General features: G+C 64.9%; 21 protein-coding genes. 13 read left to right on the top strand and 8 right to left on the bottom strand.

All coding sequences use genetic code 11. The features are described from left to right. Positions 1-420 carry a hypothetical protein gene (locus tag G559_RS0118655; protein WP_028629704.1) on the bottom strand — a complete coding sequence of 140 codons (420 nt, stop codon included), beginning with the start codon at positions 418-420 and terminating at the stop codon, positions 1-3. Positions 421-547: 127 nt separating this feature from the next. On the opposite strand from G559_RS0118655, the gene hrpB reads away from it, so the two are divergent. Further along, the gene (gene hrpB, locus G559_RS0118650; RefSeq protein ID WP_028629703.1) at positions 548-3070 is read left to right on the top strand and encodes an ATP-dependent helicase HrpB; all 2523 of its coding nucleotides are present in this window, start codon (positions 548-550) and stop codon (positions 3068-3070) included. Positions 3071-3386: 316 nt separating this feature from the next. Here hrpB and G559_RS0118645 read toward each other — a convergent pair whose 3' ends face one another. After that, complete coding sequence (locus G559_RS0118645; protein ID WP_028629702.1) at positions 3387-4472, bottom strand: endonuclease/exonuclease/phosphatase family protein; 1086 nt, start codon at positions 4470-4472, stop codon at positions 3387-3389. Between the two features lie 88 nt (positions 4473-4560). Between G559_RS0118645 and G559_RS29960 the strand changes: the two genes are divergently transcribed. Together G559_RS29960 and G559_RS0118640 are read left to right on the top strand one after the other, a co-directional pair. After that, the gene (locus G559_RS29960) at positions 4561-4809 is read left to right on the top strand and encodes a CDGSH iron-sulfur domain-containing protein (protein ID WP_081668109.1); all 249 of its coding nucleotides are present in this window, start codon (positions 4561-4563) and stop codon (positions 4807-4809) included. A 13-nt stretch (positions 4810-4822) separates the two neighbouring features. Next, positions 4823-5626, top strand: a complete 804-nt coding sequence (locus tag G559_RS0118640; RefSeq protein ID WP_081668108.1) for a substrate-binding periplasmic protein — start codon at positions 4823-4825, stop codon at positions 5624-5626. Here the strand turns inward: G559_RS0118640 and G559_RS0118635 are convergent. The 5 genes from G559_RS0118635 to G559_RS0118615 form a co-directional block, all read right to left on the bottom strand. Beyond that, complete coding sequence (locus G559_RS0118635; protein WP_028629700.1) at positions 5620-6057, bottom strand: VOC family protein; 438 nt, start codon at positions 6055-6057, stop codon at positions 5620-5622. The two genes, G559_RS0118640 and G559_RS0118635, sit on opposite strands and share 7 nt — an antisense overlap. Before the next feature lie 123 nt (positions 6058-6180). Continuing rightward, positions 6181-6843 carry a YciC family protein gene (locus G559_RS0118630; RefSeq protein WP_028629699.1) on the bottom strand — a complete coding sequence of 221 codons (663 nt, stop codon included), beginning with the start codon at positions 6841-6843 and terminating at the stop codon, positions 6181-6183. Between the two features lie 75 nt (positions 6844-6918). Further along, the gene (locus G559_RS0118625; protein WP_028629698.1) at positions 6919-7398 is read right to left on the bottom strand and encodes a YbaK/EbsC family protein; all 480 of its coding nucleotides are present in this window, start codon (positions 7396-7398) and stop codon (positions 6919-6921) included. Between the two features lie 43 nt (positions 7399-7441). Then, positions 7442-8167, bottom strand: a complete 726-nt coding sequence (locus G559_RS0118620) for a substrate-binding periplasmic protein (RefSeq protein ID WP_028629697.1) — start codon at positions 8165-8167, stop codon at positions 7442-7444. 163 nt (positions 8168-8330) lie between these two features. Then, positions 8331-8897 carry a cysteine hydrolase family protein gene (locus G559_RS0118615; RefSeq protein ID WP_036997562.1) on the bottom strand — a complete coding sequence of 189 codons (567 nt, stop codon included), beginning with the start codon at positions 8895-8897 and terminating at the stop codon, positions 8331-8333. A gap of 84 nt (positions 8898-8981) precedes the next feature. On the opposite strand from G559_RS0118615, the gene G559_RS0118610 reads away from it, so the two are divergent. Both G559_RS0118610 and G559_RS0118605 read left to right on the top strand, forming a co-directional pair. After that, positions 8982-9461: an NYN domain-containing protein gene (locus G559_RS0118610; protein WP_028629695.1), complete on the top strand. Its 480-nt coding sequence runs from the start codon at positions 8982-8984 to the stop codon at positions 9459-9461. A 25-nt stretch (positions 9462-9486) separates the two neighbouring features. Further along, on the top strand, positions 9487-10098 hold the full coding sequence (locus G559_RS0118605) for a 3'-5' exonuclease (protein WP_028629694.1): 612 nt from the start codon (positions 9487-9489) through the stop codon (positions 10096-10098). A gap of 16 nt (positions 10099-10114) precedes the next feature. On the opposite strand, the gene G559_RS0118600 is transcribed toward G559_RS0118605, so the two are convergent. Beyond that, positions 10115-10591, bottom strand: coding sequence for an Lrp/AsnC family transcriptional regulator (locus G559_RS0118600; RefSeq protein ID WP_028629693.1), 477 nt, complete (start codon positions 10589-10591; stop codon positions 10115-10117). A 161-nt stretch (positions 10592-10752) separates the two neighbouring features. Between G559_RS0118600 and yedA the strand changes: the two genes are divergently transcribed. From yedA to G559_RS0118560, 8 genes are all read left to right on the top strand, one after another. Next, a complete protein-coding gene (gene yedA, locus G559_RS0118595; RefSeq protein WP_028629692.1) occupies positions 10753-11670 on the top strand; it encodes a drug/metabolite exporter YedA in 918 nt (305 codons plus the stop codon). Between the two features lie 61 nt (positions 11671-11731). Continuing rightward, positions 11732-13060 (top strand): DEAD/DEAH box helicase, encoded by a 1329-nt coding sequence (locus tag G559_RS0118590; protein WP_028629691.1) that lies wholly within the window; start codon positions 11732-11734, stop codon positions 13058-13060. Positions 13061-13268: 208 nt separating this feature from the next. After that, on the top strand, positions 13269-14093 hold the full coding sequence (locus tag G559_RS0118585; protein ID WP_028629690.1) for a response regulator transcription factor: 825 nt from the start codon (positions 13269-13271) through the stop codon (positions 14091-14093). Between the two features lie 399 nt (positions 14094-14492). After that, positions 14493-15611, top strand: coding sequence for an ABC transporter ATP-binding protein (locus tag G559_RS0118580; protein ID WP_028629689.1), 1119 nt, complete (start codon positions 14493-14495; stop codon positions 15609-15611). A 55-nt stretch (positions 15612-15666) separates the two neighbouring features. Next, a complete protein-coding gene (locus tag G559_RS0118575) occupies positions 15667-16812 on the top strand; it encodes an ABC transporter substrate-binding protein (protein ID WP_028629688.1) in 1146 nt (381 codons plus the stop codon). A gap of 97 nt (positions 16813-16909) precedes the next feature. Next, positions 16910-17821 (top strand): ABC transporter permease, encoded by a 912-nt coding sequence (locus G559_RS0118570; protein ID WP_051246751.1) that lies wholly within the window; start codon positions 16910-16912, stop codon positions 17819-17821. Next, complete coding sequence (locus G559_RS0118565; protein WP_028629686.1) at positions 17821-18633, top strand: ABC transporter permease; 813 nt, start codon at positions 17821-17823, stop codon at positions 18631-18633. The genes G559_RS0118570 and G559_RS0118565 overlap by 1 nt, the downstream gene beginning before the upstream one ends. A gap of 19 nt (positions 18634-18652) precedes the next feature. Then, positions 18653-20119, top strand: a complete 1467-nt coding sequence (locus tag G559_RS0118560) for an aldehyde dehydrogenase family protein (RefSeq protein WP_028629685.1) — start codon at positions 18653-18655, stop codon at positions 20117-20119. Positions 20120-20151 lie beyond the last annotated feature (32 nt).

The following is a 20151-nucleotide window of genomic DNA, read 5'->3' as shown; positions in this document are numbered from 1 at the left end:
TCAGGCGGCTGGGCGCAAGCCCAGGGCGGCCAGTTGCTGCAGGTTGCCGCTGCGCTGAAGCAACTGCGGGTTGTCCAGTGGCAGGTCATGGCCGGTTTCGCGGGCGATGATCGATTTCAGGCGTACCGGGTCGACCTTGCCGTCGGCGCCGATGGCCTCCTGCAGCTTCTCGGGGGCGACCTGGGCATTCTGGCCCCCGGGCAGGTAGATGGCCCCGGTGGCGAAGTCGACGGCGAAGGCAATCAGGCCAGGGATCACGAAGAAGAGAATGCCGATGGCATCCATGGCTGCTACGGCCGGGTCGATCTTGCCTTCGATCTGGCCGCGACGATCCGGGTAGAACAGGGTGCCACAGGCGGTGAGCTGGGTGAGCAGGGCGGCGGCGACGGCGCCGCCGATCCAACGGGAAGCAATGCGCATAAGCATCTCCTGGTCGAAAGATCGCAACTATATCAAGGCTGTTGTTGCAAAACTGCCTGACATCGCCAAGACCCCGGCAAGGAACTGGCAGTTCGCCGGTATACTTTTGCGCCAGTCTGGAGCGCCCATGAATCCGTTACCCATCGATGCCGTCCTGCCCGCCTTGCGGGCCGCCCTGCAATCTCGCAACGAAGCCGTACTGGAGGCGCCGCCCGGGGCCGGCAAGACCACGCGCGTGCCGCTGGCGTTGCTGGACGAGCCCTGGCTGGCCGGACAGAGCATCCTGATGCTGGAACCCCGCCGCCTGGCTGCCCGCGCCGCAGCTGAGCGTCTGGCGAGCGAGCGGGGTGAGACGGTGGGCGAAACCGTTGGTTACCGCATCCGTATGGAATCCAAGGTCGGCCCGCGCACCCGTATCGAGGTGGTTACCGAGGGCATCCTTGCGCGCCGCCTGCAGGACGACCCGGCGCTGGAAGGCGTCGGCCTGGTGATCTTCGACGAGTTCCACGAGCGCAGCCTCGATGCTGACCTGGCCCTGGCGCTTTGCCTGAACGGACGCGCCCTGCTACGCGACGATCCGCCGCTGAAGGTGCTGCTGATGTCCGCCACCCTGGAAGGCGAGCGTCTGTCGCGTCTATTGGATGAGGCGCCGGTGGTGCGCAGCGAAGGTCGCATGTTTCCGGTGGAGCAGCGTTGGGGCCGACCCAGCCAGCTGGGGGAGGCGCTCGAGCCAAAGGTGGTGCAGACCGTGCTTCAGGCCCTGGCCGACGAGCCCGGCAGCCTGCTCGTGTTTCTCCCCGGCCAGGCGGAGATCCGCCGCGTCGCCGAGCAATTGGTAGAGCGTCTCGACGGTCGCCCCGACATCCTGCTCTGCCCGCTTCACGGCGAACTGGACCTGGCGGCCCAGCGCGCGGCCATCGAGCCAGCCCCGGCGGGCCAGCGCAAGGTGGTGCTGGCTACCAACATTGCCGAAACCAGCCTGACCATCGACGGCGTGCGCGTCGTGGTGGATGCCGGCCTGGAGCGGGTGCCACGTTTTGACCCGGCCAGCGGCATGACGCGCCTGGACACCCAGCGGATTTCCCGCGCCTCTGCGACCCAGCGCGCCGGCCGTGCGGGACGCCTGCAGCCGGGTGCCTGCTATCGCCTCTGGTCCGAGGCCCAGCACGAACAAATGGCCGCCCACGGCAGCGCGGAAATCCTCCAGGCCGACCTTGCCAGCCTGGCGCTGCAACTTGCGCGCTGGGGCGTCGGGGACCCCAATGAACTGGCCTGGCTCGACCCGCCGCCCAGTGCCGCCTATGCCCAGGGCCGCGATCTGTTGCAACGCCTCGGCGCTCTGGCTGAGGACGGCAGCCTGACCCGCCATGGCCAGGCCATGGCCGAGCTGCCTGCCCATCCGCGCATTGCCCACCTGCTGCTGCGTGGCCAGGCCCTGGGGCTCGGCGGCCTGGCCTGTGACCTTGCGGCGCTGCTGGGCGAACGCGACATCCTGCGGGGCGGCGGTGCTGATCTACATAGCCGCCTCGCCCTGCTGGCGGGTGGCGATCGGGCCGCACGTGCTACCCGTAGCGGCGTGCAGCGAACCCGCCAACTAGCGCGGCAGTTCCGCTCCTACCTGCGTGGCCCGGCCAGTGACCCTGTGGCCGATCCGGATCACCCGCGCTGGCTCGGCTGCCTGCTGGCCTTCGCCTACCCCGACCGTATCGCCCAGCAACGTCGGCCAGGTGGCGCCGACTACCGCCTGGCCAATGGTCGAGCGGCCACGTTCGGTGAGCCGGATGCGTTGATGAAGGAGCCCTGGCTGGTGATCGCCGACCTCGGCAGCCGTCAGGGCCAGCGCGAAGAGCGCATCTACCTGGCCGCCGATCTCGACCCGGTGCTGTTCGACGGGCCCTTGGCCGAGCAGGTGAGCCATCAGGACCTGCTGGACTGGGACGAACGCGAAGGCGTGCTGCGTGCTGAAAGGCAGATCAGAGTCGGCGAACTGGTACTGGCCCGAGAGGCCTTGGCCGCGCTGGACGAGGAAGCCCGTTCGCGGGCGCTGCTCGGCCTGGTACGACGCAAGGGGCTTGAGCTGTTGCCCTGGACCCCGGAGCTGCGTCAGTGGCAGGCGCGTGTAGCGCTGCTGCGCCGCCTCGACCTTGCCGACAAGGGCAACAGCGAGTGGCCGGACCTCTCCGACGGCGCCCTGCTGGCCAGTCTGGAAGACTGGCTGCAGCCCTGGCTGGGCAAGGTCAGCCGCCTCAGCCACTTTTCCAACCTCGACCTTGCCGGCATCCTTCAGAGCCTGCTGCCCTGGCCGCTACCGCAACGCCTCGACGAACTGGCGCCACGTACCCTGGAGGTACCCTCCGGTTCACGCATCCGAGTGGACTACAGCGATGAGATGCCGGTGCTGGCGGTGCGATTGCAAGAGCTGTTCGGCCTTGCTGATACCCCCCGCATCGCCGGTGGCCGCCAGGTCGTCAAACTGCACCTGCTTTCTCCGGCTCAGCGCCCGGTGCAGGTGACCCAGGATCTGGCCAGCTTCTGGCGCAACACCTACACGGACGTGAAAAAGGACCTCAAGGGGCGCTACCCCAAGCACTACTGGCCGGATGATCCTCTGGTAGCCGAGCCGACCGCGCGGGCAAAGCCGAGGAAGTGAGCCTGCGTTTGCTGTTACACGCGTAGGGGCGATTTCAATCGCCATGGGACGCGAAGTGGCCCTCAAAGAATGTGAAGGACAGGCCTTCGGCCTGCTAGGTGAATGAATTGGCTATGTCTGCGTTAGCTGTCGCGAGAGATTTATTATCGGGCCGAGAGCCTTGTAGGAGCTGGCTTGCCAGCGAAACGGGGCCATTCGCTGGCAAGCCAGCTCCTACGGGCAATGCAGCTGCTTGCAACACGTCATGCAGACAGAGCCAATGAATTCGCCCCTTCGGTTCAGCAGCCTCCCAGGCGGCAGGACGGATTCCCGATCCTCATTGCACCGACGGCAGAAAGAACCTGGCCACCAGCGGCAAATGATCGGATATCCGCAGGGTATCGTCCTGGCGTACTCGCGCTTCGATGCGGGTCAAGCTGGGGCTGTGGAGGACGTAGTCCAGCGTACGGTCCGGCCCTTTCACCCCGGGGTCGTTGGGGTAATGGGTGTACCACTGCGCTTGCCATGCGCCGCCAGCTTCCTCGACGCTGGGAATCATCGGGTACTGATCCCATAGCGCCCTCAGTTCGCTGTCGCGGGTATAGCGGCGTCGCTGGGCTTCGGACAGGCGTTCGTACTGGCCTGGAGGCAGTTGATTGAAGTCACCTGTGAGGATCCAGGGCAGGCCCGTGCTCTGTAACTGGTCGAGCAAACCGCGGGTCATGGCGAGCTGACGTTTCAGGGTTTCCTGGTCCTCGGGCAGGGCATCCAGGTGCGTGTTGATCGCCGCCAGGCGGCCACCGCCACGTATCGGCAGGTAGCTCACCAGCAGGGCCCGTTTCTTGTCGAACTGGCGGCTGACCGGATCGTTCTCCTCCAGCGGCAGTTGCAGGCGTTCGGCGCTCTCGATGCGGAAGCGGCTGAGGGTTGCCAGCTTCATGCCGACGCTGCCGAGTATATGGGGATGCGGCACGAAGGCGGCCTTCCAGTAGAAGGCCTGGCTGGCGCAGGGGTAGAGGTCCGCCAGGCGCTCGTGGAGCAGGGCCAACTGATCCTGGTAGTCGGTGGCGCGGGCGCCCTCGTGCAGTTCCTGGAGATTGACGATATCCGGCTGCTCTTCGCGTATCACCCGTACGACCTCGTCCAGGCTGTAGGCCAGATCTTCGGGCGTGGGGCGCTCGTCCCGGCCTTCGTCGTCCGGGAGGTCGTAGTAGAAGACGTAGCGCTTGCCGGCCAGGTATTGCAGGTTCCAGGTCATCACCTTGAGTGCCTGGCCGGGCTGCAGTTGTGGCGCTTCGGCCAGGCAGGCCAGGGGAGCAGGCTCGCGGGCCGCGGGATGCCACGTCAGTGCAAAGATCAGGGCGACCAGGCCAACGACCAGGACCGACAGGCTGAGCAGGGCAAAACGCAGGACTCGGGGCATCGGCAAGAGCAGGCATCTATGCTGGAAGAGGGCGAGCATACCCGAGCCGCCGCTGCGGCCCAAGCCAGACACGCCCGGGAGGATTGCCGTGAGCAGCGAAGTGCGGATCGCCCAAAAGGGGCCTTACGAGGTGGAGGTGGTCGCTGGCCGGGATTACTTCTGGTGTCGCTGTGGTCGAAGCCAGCAACAGCCATTTTGCGATGGGTCTCACAAGGGCAGTGGCCTGGTGCCACTCAAATTCCATGCAGAGGTCAGCGAAACCCTGTATTTCTGTGGCTGCAAACACAGCCACACACCGCCTTGCTGCGATGGCACTCATAACGAACTGCAAGACTGATCCGGGAGCCGGCATGCAGCTGGGCGTAGTCCTCTGGTCATTCCAGGCCTTTATCTCCAAAGCGCGGCGTCGCTGGTTCTGGCTGGCGGGCGTGCTACTGCTTCCCGGCCTGGCAAACGCGGACGACCAGGCACCGTTGCGGGTGATGACCGACTACTGGCCTCCGTTTCGCATTGCTGGCGAAGGGGGGGCATTGCGCGGCCTGGACATGGACCTGCTGGCCGAACTGGAGCGCCGGACTGGACTGCGCTTCGAAGTGCAGCGTGCGCCCTGGTCGCGTGGGCTGGCTGCCCTGGAGCGGGGGGCGGCGGATCTGATGACCGGGCTTGCCCGGACGCCAGAGCGCGAGCGCTATATCGATTATCTGGATCGCCCGTACTTCACCTGCGCGCCGCGCTTCTACAGCCTGCCGGAGTTGGCTCAGAGCGTTACCGGCTATCCGCAGCTGGGCCAGTACGACATCGGTTTCGTGCGGGGCTCGGCCTACTTCGAACCCTTCGACTCCGACCAGGCGTTGCGCAAGGTCGGAGTCGGCAGTGAAGGGCAGTTGCTGGACATGCTGCGCCACAAGCGGCTGCAGTTGGTGATCGGCACCGACTGCCAGGTGGACTATGAATTGCTGCGCGACCCGGCCCTGGCTGGGCGCATCGTCAAACTGGCGTATCGGCCACCGGCACGCACCGAACTTTTCCTCGGCTTCTCGCGCCAGCGGTCGTTGCTGCCCCAGCGCCAGGCCATTGCCGAGGCCCTGGGGAAGATGATCGATGAAGGTTGGGTGCTGGGCGCCGCGCAGCGCTATCGCCCCGGCGCTCAGTGAGCGTGGGGTTCGACGTACAGCTCATAGCCCTGATCCAGGTCCATGTCCCAGAAGGTCGCTTCGATCTTGTGGCCGTCCAGATCGCGGACGAAACAGCCATAGTAGGGATCGCCGTATTCCGGACGCGGGCCGGGTTCACCGTCGCCCTTGCCGCCGGCATCCAGCGCTGCTTCGAAGAAAGCCAGCACGGCCTCCTTGCTGGGGGCGAAGAAGCCGATGTGGGCGCCATTGCCAACGCTGGCCGGGCGGCCGTCCACGGGCGTCTGCACCCAGAACTCGGGGTACTCGCGGCCGTAGGCCACGGCGCCGGGGTGTTCCATGATGCGTCTGCAGCCCAGGGTGGCCAGCACCTTGTCGTAGAAGGCGACGGCGCGCTCGAAGTCGTTGGTGCCCACCGAGATGTGGGACAGGATGCTGGGATTTTCAGCCATGGGGGATCCTCCTTGAGTGGCTTGAAAAGACTAGCAGCCTGGCAAAAAACTACTGCACTCGGCCATGCGTTGTTGAAATCAGCCGACGCTCGCTACGCAATTCAATCGTATTCCGGGCAGCGATCACTGCTCGGTCGCCTGCTCCGTCACCAGCGTGAACATCCGGTACAGGGTGATGCTGACAAATAGCTGGAAGAAGCTATTGAAGCTTTCAAGCATCACGGTGCCCACCGGGTCCGGGTTGTCCCCGAGTTCGCGATAGGCGAACCAGTCCACCAGCCAGATCGGCCCCATCACCAGCAGCACGCAGGCGAGGATGCTCCAGAAGTGGCCCCGGGTCAGGGCAAAGCTTTCCTTGATGGCGTCCAGTGGCGCCTTGCCCTCCAGTACCAGCAGGTATTCGGCGAACGCCAGTTTGATCATCACGTAGAGGCCGGGAATGATCAGCATCCAGGCCCCGACCATGATCAGCAGGGTGCTGATGGCGGCCAGCACGGCGAACGAGGGCCAGCGGAACAGCGCCATCTCCAGCACCTGCCGGGGTTTGAGCCGGATGCGGTGGCTGCGGCTGTCGACGAAAATGATCAGCGCGCCGACGTAGAGCGGGTAGAACAGCATGCTGAGGATGATCGAGGCGCCCTGGGATTTGTCCGGGCCAAGCCAGGCGACCAGCCCTTGTTGGGCGATGGCTTCGATGAGGATGGTCGGCAGGCAGAGCAGGACGATCTCGCCGACATTGCGGGAGAAAAAGTACCAGGTGTCGCGCAGCAGCTCGAAAGGATTCATCAGCAGGCAGTCACATCTTGCGGCAGTCAGTCTTGGGCACTTTAGCCCAAGCTACGGCTGCCTCCAAAGGCATCCTCAGCTGGAGCGATAGTTCAGCACCCGATTGGGGAGGGTTGGCAGCAGGCGTGCAAGGTCGGCGGTGGAAACCTCCAGCGTGCGTTCTGGCGGGCCGGGTGAAAAGAGCAGGTATTCGTGCTGGAAGATAGCATCGTCGAAGACCAGCGTAATCGCCGCGGCATGACCCAGCGGACAGGCGCACTGCGGCACGCAGCCGGTCAGGGCCACCAGCTCCTCGTCGCTGGCGATGCTCGGACGCGCACCCAGCACTGCCTTGAGCTGGACCCAGTCGGCCCGCGCGTTCTCCAGCGTTACCAGCATGGCGTAGCCGCCGCCTCTCAGGCGCAGGAACAGGCTCTTGCTCTCCACCCCACGCAGGCCGAAGCGCTGGCGCACCGCATGGGCGGTGGGGTAGTCGAGCACGGCTTCGTGACTGACTTCCCGGTAGGGGATGGCGAGATCGTCGAGCAGGGCCAGATTGCGGGCGTGAAGCGACATCGGAGTTCCGGGTGATGGGAAACAGGAGCGCCATGATAGTCGTTCAGGGTGGGCTCAGATCATCCAGCCCGGCCTCCTGCAGAACCTGCTGCTCGATCTGTTGCAGGCGACCTGTTTTCGCCATGTGCCGCAGCACTTCCTCCAGGCGAACTGCCAGGTCGCGATGGCGTGGGTTGAGGTAGTGGTGCATGGAGAACCGCTCCAGCACCGGATGCAGCGGCTGGATACCGCGCATGCCGCTCTGGCGCAGGATGCACATGCCTGAATAGTAATCCTCGACATGCACGTCTACCCGCCCCCCGGCCAGCTTGCGCATGCCGTTTTCCACCCCGTTGGACGGTGACATGCGCACGCCTTTCAGTCGCAGCTCCAGGGCCGCCTTGCCGCGTTCGAACCCCACCAGGTAGGGCTTGAGGCTGGACCAGCCGTGCAGTTGCAGCGGGCGATTGGCGAAGGCCACGGTGTAGGTCTCGAACAACGGAGTGCGGATCAGCAGCAGGTCGTTGCGCTGCTCGGCAACCAGGCTGGTGCGGCACAGTTCGCCATCGTTCAGGCCACGCTCGGCGTACTGCAAGGCGCGCGCGGCGGGGGCGGCGCGCGTCTCGATGCGGATACCAAGCTCCGCGTAGGCTTCCACCAATATGCGTTTGCAGATGTGAAACAGTGGCAGGCCCTGGTCGGGGAAGGCGCTGAACACCAGGCGCGCCTCGGCATGACAAGGGGCAGACAGGAGCAGCAGGGCAAGCAGGCAGCATCCATGAGCGCGCATTGCACAATCGCCTTTGGCACGGCCTGCGGCTGGAGTGACTGCCAGACGGCGCCGCCTGCCATGGCGGGCGCCTTGCTCCCTGCAACAGACCCATGCGGTGGGTCTCGGCGTCTTCCCCGTTCTCGAAGCTCGCGGGGGTAGCTGAAACTATAGACGCCCGCTCTCAAGGCGTCGGCCAGATCGCCAGCAGTTCGTCAGCGAGCAGCACCTGGGCGTACTCGCCCTGCAGGTTGGCCATGGCCATGTCATGCACTTCTTCGGCGCTGCGCGGGCGGCCGGCGAAATCAGCCTTGGCGAAGGTGTAGCAGGCGTCCGTCACGACCCGTGTGGTGAAGCCCAGGTTGCCGGCGCTGCGGGCGGTGGCTTCTACCGAGTTCTCGCTGGCGACGCCGACGATCACCAGCGCATCGATGCCGCGTACTCGCAACCAGTGTTCCAGGCCGCTGTTGATAAAGGCGTCGGGGACGTTCTTTTCAAGCACCTGCTCGTGATCCAGAGGTGTGAACTCCGGCTGGAACAGGGCGCCGGATTGGCCGGGGGCAAAGACCGAATTCGGCTCGCGAGAGATGTGGCGGATGTGCACCAACGGCCAGCCGGCCTTGCGCCACTGTGCCAGCAAAGCAGCCATGTGGGTTTCCGCACCGGGGTTATTGCGTGGCTTGTCCAGGCGGCGAATACCCTGCTGTTGATCGATGATCAGCAGGGCACCTGGCGACTTCTGCAAGGTCATATCCACTTTCCATTCCCTGAGGCTGGCATACTGGCGGAAATCTACCCTTATCCAGCCGCCGCCAGCCAGCCGCGAGGAGCCGCGTTGAAGAAAATCGCAGTATTCGCCGACGTGCAGAACCTCTACTACACGGTGCGCCATGTCTACGGCTGCCACTTCCACTACAGCGCCTTCTGGCAGAGCGTCAGTGCCGAGGGGGCCATAGTCGAAGCCAGCGCCTACGCCATCGACCGGGGCGACCCCAAGCAACAGCAGTTCCAGCAAATCCTGCGCAACCTGGGCTTCAACGTGAAGCTCAAGCCGTTCATCCAGCGCAGCGACGGCTCGGCAAAAGGCGACTGGGATGTCGGCATCACCATCGATGTGCTCGATGCCGCTCCCCGCGTGGATCTGGTGGTGCTGGCCTCGGGCGACGGCGATTTCGACCTGTTGCTCGAACGAGTGGCCCACGCCCATGGCGTGGAAACCCTGGTCTACGGCGTGCCCGGCCTCACTGCGCAATCGCTGATCCGTTCCGCGAGTCGCTACCAGCCCATCGAAGGCAACCTGCTATTGCGGAACTGAAACCCGCCCCAAACTGGACATTCTTGTGGACCCCATCGCTGTCATCGACTTCGAGACCACCGGCATCACGCCGGGCAACGACTGCCGCGCCACCGAGATCGGCGTCGTCATCCTGGAGGGCGGACGTATCGTCGACCGCTACCAGAGCTTGATGAACGCCGGCATACCGGTGCCTGCCTTTATCCAGGGCCTGACCGGGATCACCACCGCCATGCTGCGCGACGCGCCGCCGGTGGAGCAGGTAATGGGCGAGGCCGCCGACTTCATCGGTGACCTGCCGCTGCTGGCGCACAACGCCTCTTTCGACCAGAAGTTCTGGGATTTCGAGTTGGCTCGCATCGGCCGTTCACGTCGGCAGGCGTTCGCCTGTTCCCTGCTGCTTGCGCGACGCCTGCTGCCCGAAGCACCCAACCACAAACTCGGCACGCTCAATACCTGGGCGGGCCTGCCCAACACCGGCAAGGCCCACCGTGCGCTGGCCGACGCCGAGATGGCCGCCAACCTGACCTTGCACCTGGCCGGGCGCCTGCGGGACAGGCACGGGATCAACGAGGTCTCGCACACGTTGTTCTGCAGCCTGCAGAAAGTGCCGGCGGCGAAAATTCCCGAAGCGCTCAGGCGGCATCGGGAGGGTTGAGAGCCCTTCAGGGCGCTCAGCCTTTCACCGTTCGCAGGGTTTCGACCTTGCCGCGCTCCTGCAGCACGCCGGGAATCCTCTGCTCGAAGGGCGTCGACAGGATCAGCGAAGTCTTGGTTGCGCCGAACTTGCCGATCTGGTCGATCAGGTCCTGCAGCTCCGGCATCGACGCCACGGCGGCCTTGATCAGCAGGCAGGCATCGCCAGTCACCCGGTGGCAGAGGTTCAGCTGGGGAATTTTCTCCAGGGCTTCCTGGGTGCGCTTGTAGTCGCGGTCCGTGATGCGCAGTTCGATCACGCATTCGATGGGCAGGCCCACCTTCGCCAGGTCGACACTGGCGTGGTAGCCGGTGATGACCCCGCTGGCTTCCAGCTTGGCAACCCGGTCCGCCACGGCCGGCGGCGACAGATTGACCCGGCGGGCCAGGTCGGCGAAGGACGCTCTGCCATTCTCGATGAGTGCCGCCAGCAGCAGTCGGTCGTACTTGTCCATGGGACCTCCGGATTCGGCTTCTGTCGAATCAACGGCAGAAGATTGTGAAATCAGTTCTTTCCAAGGTTTCGGGCGCCATGAATAAGGCTTTCGTCCTTATTTCTCGCTTATTGCCTTACTTAGAATAGACACCTCACTCCTGCCTTTGTCGAGTTCCGATCATGCCTGCGCGCCGTTTTCCGCTCTTGCTCATAGGGGCCTTCCTCGCTCTGTACCTGATCTGGGGCTCCACCTATCTCGCGATCCGCATCGGCGTCGAATCCTGGCCGCCGTTGCTGATGGCGGGCATCCGCTTCGTGGTCGCCGGCGCGTTGATGTACGGCTTCCTGCGATGGCGCGGAGTGCCCAACCCGAGCTGGCAGGAATGGAAGTCCGCTGCAGCGATCGGCTTCCTGTTGCTCAGCTGCGGCAACGGCGGCGTGACCCTGGCCGAGGATCTGGGCGTGGCGTCGGGCGTCGCTGCACTGGCCGTGGCCACGGTGCCGCTGTTCGCACTGCTGTTCGGCCTGATCTGGGGCCAGCGCACCACGCGCCTGGAGTGGGCCGGCATCTTCCTGGGGCTGATCGGCATCGGCCTGCTCAACCTCGGCTCCAACCTCCAGGCCAGCCCCCTCGGCGCCGTCCTGATCATCTTCGCGGCTGCGGCCTGGTCCTTCGGCTCCATGTGGAGCAAGAACCTCAAGCTGCCCGCCGGCCCCATGGCCAGTGCCGTGGAAATGCTCGCCGGCGGCGTCGCCCTGCTGGCCGGCAGCCTGCTCAGTGGCGAGCGCATGGTTGGTGCGCCCACTACCGCCGGTTGGGGGGCGCTGGCCTACCTGATCGTGTTCGGCTCCATCATCGCCTTCAGCTCCTACCTCTACCTGCTGAAGAACGTGCGCCCGGCAGCGGCTACCAGCTACGCCTATGTCAATCCGGTGGTGGCGGTGTTGCTGGGCATCGGCTTCGCGGGTGAAACCATCGGCATCGAGGAAGCCCTGGCCATGCTGGTGATCATCAGCGCGGTGGTGCTGATCGGGCTGCCGCAATGGCGCGAGCGCAAGGAGGAGAAGGCCGAAGGGCTGCAAGAGCAGACCAGTTGATCCCGAAGGGCTGGGGCGGCCTGCTAGAATTGCGCCTTTTCCGCACACTATGGCTGCCCCAATGACCTTCGCTTCCCTCGGCCTGATCGAACCCTTGCTGCGCGCCACCGAGGCGCTCGGCTACCAGACCCCATCGCCGGTGCAGGCCGAGGCGATTCCCGCCGTCCTCAAAGGGCGCGACCTGATGGCCGCGGCCCAGACCGGCACCGGCAAGACCGCCGGCTTCGCCTTGCCGCTACTGCAAAAGCTGACCCAGGAAGGTCCACAGGTGGCCAGCAACTCGGTGCGCGCCCTGGTGCTGGTGCCCACCCGCGAGCTGGCGGAGCAGGTCAACGAAAGCTTCCGCGTCTACGGCCAGCACCTGCCGCTGCGCAACTACGCGGTCTACGGCGGCGTCAGCATCAATCCGCAGATGATGAAGCTGCGCAAGGGCATCGACGTCCTCGTCGCCACCCCCGGTCGACTGCTCGACCTCTATCGGCAGAACGCGGTGAAGTTCAACCAGCTCCAGGTGCTGGTGCTGGACGAGGCCGACCGTATGCTCGACCTCGGCTTCGCCCGTGAGCTGGACGAGCTTTTCGTCGCGCTGCCCAAACGCCGCCAGACCCTGCTGTTCTCTGCCACCTTCTCCGATGCCATCCGCCAGATGGCCCGCGAGCTGCTGCGCGACCCGCTATCCGTCGAAGTCAGCCCACGCAATGCTGCCGCCAAGAGCGTGCGCCAGTGGCTGATCCCGGTGGACAAGAAGCGCAAGAGTGAACTGTTCCTGCACCTGCTCGAGGATCGTCGCTGGGGGCAGGTGCTGGTCTTCGCCAAGACCCGCAAGGGGGTCGATCAACTGGTGGACGAACTCCAGGCGCATGGCGTCTCTGCCGACGCCATCCACGGCGACAAGCCGCAGCCCTCTCGACTGCGCGCGCTGCAGCGGTTCAAGGACAGCGAAGTGCAGGTGCTGGTGGCTACCGACGTGGCGGCCCGTGGCCTGGACATCGACGATCTGCCGCTGGTGGTCAACTTCGACCTGCCCATCGTCGCCGAGGACTACGTGCATCGCATCGGCCGTACCGGTCGCGCCGGCGCCACCGGCGAGGCGGTGTCCCTGGTCTGCGCCGACGAGGTGCAACTGCTGGCGGCCATCGAAGTGCTGACCCGCCAGACCCTGCAGCGCCGCGATGAGCCGGATTTCATCCCCGATCACCGGGTACCGATGACTGACGCCACCGGCCAGGTCGTGAAGAAGCCAAAGAAACCGAAGAAGCCCAAGGAACCTCAGGCAGGCGCTGGCAAGGCGGTCAAGGGCGCATCCCTGGGCCGCTGGATCGACAGCGAAAAACCCAAGGTCAAGTCGGTGCGCAAGGCTCCGGGCTTCGGTAAGGCCAAGAAGGGCTGAACGCCACCCCGAGCGTCACTCGAATGTGGTGAAGGGTGACGCCTTGTGGCGCTGCGGGAACCGGAATGGGGCAGGGCGATGAACGTCCAGTCCCGTACCAGAGGGCCTGGTTGGGCTTTCAGGATATTGGCTCACTTCCTGCATTTCTGTGTGAAATGCTGAACGCCTATAGTGATTGAAGCGCAGCCCAACCTCAGGCATTTCCCACATGCGCCACAAGGAACTCAAACACTGGACCACCGGTGTCGCCCACCTGCTGGCCCAACCGGCCGGTAGAACCCGTTTGCTCGGCCTCAGCCAATGGCTGCAGCAGGTTTGCCACGTCGATCATTTCGTGCTCTTCGTCTACGAAGGCAATCACCGGCCGCTGGCGCTATTCGACACCTTCCCGCCGGACAAGCGCCATGTGTACGTCGAGGACTACCAGGTCGGCCCCTACCTGCTCGATCCTTTTTACCTCGCCTGCACCCGCAACCAGGCACCCGGCCTCTGGCGTCTGCGCCAGTTCGCCCCGGACCACTTCTATCTCGGCGAGTACTACGTCACCTACTACCAGCAGACGGGCCTGACCGAGGAGATCGCCTTCTTCGTCGACCTGGCCGATGGCGCCAAGGCGGTGCTTTCGCTGATGCGCAGCACCTGCAGCCCGGCCTACAGCCGTGACGAGATGCAGCTGCTGGACTGCGCCCAGCCCGTGGTCGAACAGGTGGTCAACGAAGCCTGGGAACTGGCGCGTGCCCATGCACCGCGCCCCGCACAGGACCTGGACTACAAGATCCGCGAAGCTTTCGACCAGTTCGGCGCCCATGTCCTCACGGCCCGTGAGCAGGAAGTGGTGCAGATGCTCCTGCGCGGCCACTCCAGCGCTTCGGTGGCCGAGCATTTGTGCATAAGCCCGGGGACGGTGAAGATCCACCGCAAGAACATCTACGCCAAGCTCGGCATTGGTAGCCAGTCGGAGCTGCTGGGCCTGTTCGTGCGTGATCTCGCCGGCCAGCAGGATGAGCCAGAAGCGCTGCAAAAGGCGGTTTAGGCTTATCGCTGTTGGCAATTAACAGGGGCTGGTCAATAACCGAGCAGCCTGCGCGAAACCAGCCGCTACGGGCCTCCGCCGCGGCTACCCACGACTTATCCACAATTATTTGCACAGAATTTGTGGGCAGCGAGATGGATATCCAGGCCGCTGCGACTTGACATTCTGCGTAGGGGCGAATGAATTGGCCCCTTCGGATCAAGCGCTGCTCAAAAACCAAGCACTTGCTTCAAGCCCTTGCGGCAAGCGAGCTGCAGCCGGTCATCCATAACTTATCCACATGCTGCTCCACAGATTCTGTGGAGGGCGCGCCTATCCCCGGAGGGATATATACAGCCGAAAACCGCCATTGCTAGCGTGTGGCCATATGCCAAGAACACCTGCAAAAAGGGGCCGGCCGTGAGTGATGCAAGCGAGTGCTTCGATATCGAGTTCCGCCATGTGGTCAAGCGCTATGGCGCGGTCGCGGCGGTGAACGGCCTGAACTTCAAGGTGCGGCGTGGTTCCTTTCATTCCTTCCTCGGCAGTTCCGGCTGCGGCAAGACCACCACCCTGCGGATGATCGCCGGCTTCGAGCAGCCCAGTGAAGGCGAGGTGCTGCTGGCCGGGCGTTCGGTGGCCGGGGTGCCGGCCCACCTGCGGCCGGTGAATATGGTGTTCCAGAGTTACGCGCTGTTCCCGCACCTCTCGGTGGCGGAAAACATTGCCTACGGCCTGCGCTACCACCAGCCGCGCCCGGACCGTGCCGAGCAACGCCGCCTGGCCGATGAAGCATTGGAAATGGTGCGCCTCTCCGGCTTCGGCCAGCGCAAGCCCCATGAACTGTCTGGCGGCCAGCAGCAGCGGGTCGCCCTGGCCCGCGCCCTGGTGAATAAACCCACGGTGCTGTTGCTGGACGAACCCCTGGCCGCGCTGGACCGCAAGCTGCGCAAGGAAATGCAGTCCGAATTGCTGCGCCTGCAGCGCGAGGTGGGCATCACCTTCGTGCTGGTCACCCATGACCAGGAAGAGGCGTTGTCGATGAGCGACAGCATCAGCGTCATGCAGGACGGCCAAATCCTCCAGAGCGCCAGCCCCGAGCAGCTCTACGAATCGCCGGCGAGCCGCTACGTGGCCGACTTCATCGGCGAATCCAACCTGTTCGACGGCACCGTGCGGCGCATCGAGGATGGCCGCGTGCTGCTGGAAACTGCCCACGGCCTGCAACTGGCCAGCCCGCCGACGCCTACCGGGCCGATCCTGAAGGCGTCCGAGCCTGGCTGTATCGCGGTGCGCCCTGAACTGATCGCCATCGGCGCTGGCGAAGAGGCGCTGCCCCGGGAGATCAGCCTGCCCGGCGAGGTAGTGGACCGCATCTACCTCGGCAATCTCACCGAGTACCGCGTGCGTACCGAGCCGTTCGGCATCATTTGTGTGCGCGTGCCACGCCATGGGCAGCACGAGCGCTCGGCCTTCGAACATGGATCGCCGGTACGCATTGGCTGGGATCAGGCCGCCGGTCTCGCAATGACCCTGTAACGACGCAGTACGGAACGGACAAGAACAACCAACCACTCACAGGCAGGTAGCAGCAATGGATCGGAAAGACTTCATCAAGCAACTGCGCAGTTGGCAGAACGGCTCCATCAGCCGTCGCGAGTTCCTTGGCCGCACCGGCCTGGGCCTGGCCATGGCGGTCATGGCCGCCAACATGCCGGGGCTGCTCACCAGCAACCGGGCCTTCGCCGCCGAGAAGGGCTCCCTCGGCGACCGCGTGGTCCTCGCCACCTGGCCGAACTATCACAATGCCGAGAACTTCGCCGCCTTCGCCGAAAAGACCGGCGCCCAGGTGCAGATGAACGTCTTCGGCTCCAACGAAGAAATGCTCGCCAAGCTCCAGGCCGGCGGCAGCGGCTGGGATGTCTTCGTCCCCACCAACTACACCATCAGCACCTACGCCGAGTTGGGTCTGATCGAACCCCTGGATCTGTCGCGCATCCCCAACTTCGACCCGGCCGCCTATGAGAAGCGCTTCATGGAGCAGGGCGTGATCAACGGCAAGACCTACGCCGTGCCGAAGAACTGGGGCACCACCGGATTCGTCTACGACGGCGGGAAGATCAAGGCCAGGCCCACCACCTGGAAGGAGTTCTGGGAGCTGAGCAAAGGCGAGGCGACTGGTCGGGTGATGGTCCACGACTACCAGCTCACGGTCATCGGCAACGCGCTGAAGTCCTTTGGCTACAGCTTCAACTCCATCGATCCGAAGGAGCTGGCCGACGCCGAGAAGCTGCTGCTGGAGGTCAAGCCGCACCTCTTCGCCATCAACTCCGACTACCAGCCCTCCATGCGCAACGGCGATGCCTGGATGTCCATGTGCTGGACCGGCGACGCCTCCCAGCTGCACCGCGACATGCCGCAGATGACCTACGTGCTGGGGCGCGAGGGCGGCGAGCTGTGGAGCGACTTCTTCGCCATTCCGAAGAGCGCCGAGCGGCCGGATGCGGCCTATGCGCTGATCAACTACCTGCTCGACCCGCAGGTGAACAAGCTCGAAGTGGAAGCCCACGGCTACCCAACCGGCGACAAACGGGTGGATGCGCTGTTGCCCAAGTCCATGCTCGAAGACCCGATCATGTATCCGGCCGCCGACCTGCTCAGTGCCTTGGAATTCGGCGCCGCAGCCACCCTGACCAGCCCGGCACGGGCGGAGCTGATGGCGCGCTTCAAGGCAGCCTGATGCATGACGTTGTAGGAGCGAGCTTGCTCGCGAACCTGCGTTCGCGAGCAAGCGCGCTCCTACGGTGGACGTCTCCATGAATCGCAAGGAATCCTCCATGAATGTCGCCCTTGGCGCTCCAGCGCTGGCCGATACGGGCCGGGCCGCGCCAGTCGAAAGCCGCAGCCTCGGCCGACGCGTCACGCTGCTGCTGTTGCTGCCGTCCACCCTCTGGTTCCTGCTGCTGCTCCTGCTGCCGCTGGTGATCATCCTGGTCTTCAGCCTGGGCGAGCGCAGCCCGGTGGGTGGCTACAGCGCGGCGCTGACCCTGGACAACTACCTGAACCTGGGGGCGCGCGCGAAGGCCTTCTACAACACCCTGCTGCTGGCGCCATTGGGCACCCTGGTGTGCCTGGTGGCGGCTTACCCGCTGGCCTACTTCCTGGCCGTGAAGGTGCAGCGCAACCGCTCGCTGTTGCTGACCCTGGTGATCGTGCCGTTCTGGACCAGCTTCCTGATCCGCACCTATGCCTGGATCTTCATCCTTGGCGGCAAGGGCATCCCGGCGCTGCTGGCGATGGTCGGGCTGGAGGATGTGCGACTGATCAATTCGCCGACCGCGGTGCTGATCGGCATCGTCTACGGCTACTTGCCGCTGATGGTGTTCCCCATCTACGTCAGCCTGGAGAAGCTGGACAAACGCCTGCTGGAAGCGTCGTCCGATCTCGGCGCCAGCGCCTTCGAAACCTTCCGACGGGTGACCCTGCCGCTCTCCGCCCCCGGCGTCATCACCGGCGCGATGCTGGTGTTCATTCTGCTCATGGGCGAGTTCCTGATTCCGGCCATCCTCGGCGGTGGCAAGGTGTTTTTCGTCGGCAACGCCCTGGTCGACCTCTTCCTGCAATCGCGCAACTGGCCGTTCGGCAGCGCGGTGGCCATGACCCTGGTGGCGATGATGCTGGCGATCATCGCCCTCTACCTGAAGCTGGTGGCGCGCTACGGCAAGCGCGGCACGGAGGGGATGCTCTGATGTGGCTGCGCAGCTATTCCACCTCGCTGTACCTGTTCCTCTACGCGCCGATTGCGCTGATCGTGCTGTTCTCCTTCAACGCCGGGCGCAGCGGGCTGGCCTTCGAGTGTTGCTCGGCGCAGTGGTTCGGCCGTGCCTTCGGTAACCCCTTCATCATGGAGGCCCTGGGCACCAGCGCGCTGATCGCCTTCTGCTCGGCGCTGATCGCCACAGTGTTCGGCACCCTCGCGGTCTTCGGCCTGCAGCGGGTGGGTAGACGCGTGCGGCTGTTTTTCGATGCACTGACCTACTGCGCCATCATCATCCCCGGCATCGTCATCGGCATCGCTACCCTGATCGCCTTCATCAGCCTGTTCGAAGTGGTCAATCCGCTGCTCGACCTGCTGCTGGGCACCGGCTTGCCGCGCCTGCGCATGGGATTGTTCACGGTGATTGCGGCGCACTCGCTGTTTACCATGGCGCTGGTGATGGTGATCGTCCGCACCCGCGTCGAAGCCCTGGACAAGGCCCTGCTGGAAGCCTCCGCGGACCTCTATGCGCCGCCCCTGGAAACCTTCCGCCGGGTGACCCTGCCGCAGATCGCCCCGGCCATCTTGGCCAGCTTCCTGCTGGCGTTCACCTTCAGCTTCGACGATTTCATCATCGCCTTCTTCGTCGCCGGCTCGGAAACCACCCTGCCGATCTACATCTTCTCGTCGATCCGCCGGGGCATCACCCCGGAGATCAATGCCATTTCGACGGTGATCATCTGCGTCTCCCTGGCGCTGCTGTTCACCTCCCGCTACCTGCAGAACCGTCGCAGCGGCGCCTGAGCGCCCATGGAGCAAAGCCATGCGTGACCAGCTGTACATCAACGGGCAATGGGTCCGTCCCGATCTGGGCGGCTATTTCGAAGTGCTCGACCCCAGCAATGGCGACCTGATCCAGCGGGTGCCGGCCGCCACCGAGGAAGACATCGACCATGCCGTGCGTGCCGCTCGCCAGGCCTTCAATCGGGGCTGGGGGCAGAGCAGCGGGGCAGAGCGTGCCGGTTGGCTGGAAGCCCTGGCCGATGAGCTGGAATGTCGCCAGGACGCCTTGGCGGTTCTGGAAGTACGCGATAACGGCAAGCCGCTGCCCGAGGCGCAATGGGACATCGCTGACGCCATTGGCTGCTTCCGTTACTACGCCGAACTGGCGCGGGAACTGGATGGCCGCCAGGACCAACCGCTGGCGCTGCCGGATGACCGCTTCAGCTGCCGCATCCGTTACGAACCGGTGGGCGTTGCCGGGCAGATCATTCCCTGGAACTACCCGCTGCTGATGGCCGCCTGGAAGGTGGCCCCGGCCCTGGCGGCGGGCGCCACCTGCGTGCTCAAACCGTCGGAGATGACGCCGCTGACCGCGCTGGAACTGGCCGGCGCCGCCGAGCGTATCGGCCTGCCCTCCGGTGTGCTCAATGTGGTCACGGGCCTTGGCAGCGAAGCTGGCGGGCCCCTCAGCCAGCATCCGGGTGTGGACAAGTTGGCCTTCACCGGTAGCGTGCCGACGGGGTCGAAAATCATGTCGGCGGCCGCCGCCGACATCAAGAACATCAGCCTGGAACTGGGGGGCAAGTCGGCCTTCATCGTCTTCGACGACGCCGACGTGGACGCGGCGGTGGAGTGGATCATGTTCGGCATTTTCTGGAACCAGGGGCAGGTGTGCAGCGCCACCTCGCGCTTGCTGGTGCAGGAGGGCATCGCCGCTCGACTGATCGAGCGCCTGGTGGATGAAACCCGGCGCATCGCCATCGGCCCCGGCCTGGAACGCGGCGTGCTGCTGGGGCCGCTGGTGAGTGCCGGGCAGTACCAGAAGGTCATGGGCATGATCGAACAGGGCAAGCAGGAGGCCAATCTGCTGACCGGTGGCAAGCGCCCCTCGCACCTGTCCCACGGCTACTTCGTCGAGCCGGCGGTGTTCGATGAGCCGGCGGACAACGGCCGAATCTGGCGTGAGGAAATCTTCGGCCCGGTGCTCTGCGTGAAGCGCTTCAAGACCGAGGCGGACGCCTTGCGCATGGCCAACGACAGCCGCTTCGGCCTGGCCGCTGCGGTCATGAGCACCGACCTGGACCGCGCCGCACGGGTGGCTAACGGCCTGCGTGCCGGCATCGTCTGGGTCAACTGCTCGCAACCCACCTTCACCCAGGCGCCCTGGGGCGGCATGAAGCAGAGTGGCATCGGCCGCGAGCTGGGCCGCTGGGGGCTGGAGAACTACCTGGAGGTCAAGCAGGTCACCGAGTACAGAAGCACCGAGCCTTGGGGGTGGTACCTGTAGGGGCGATTCCAATCGCCAAGAGGCCGAAGGTC

It is taken from the genome of Metapseudomonas resinovorans DSM 21078, assembly GCF_000423545.1.
GTDB lineage: Bacteria > Pseudomonadota > Gammaproteobacteria > Pseudomonadales > Pseudomonadaceae > Metapseudomonas > Metapseudomonas resinovorans.
This window is presented reverse-complemented; position numbering and strand designations above follow the sequence as displayed.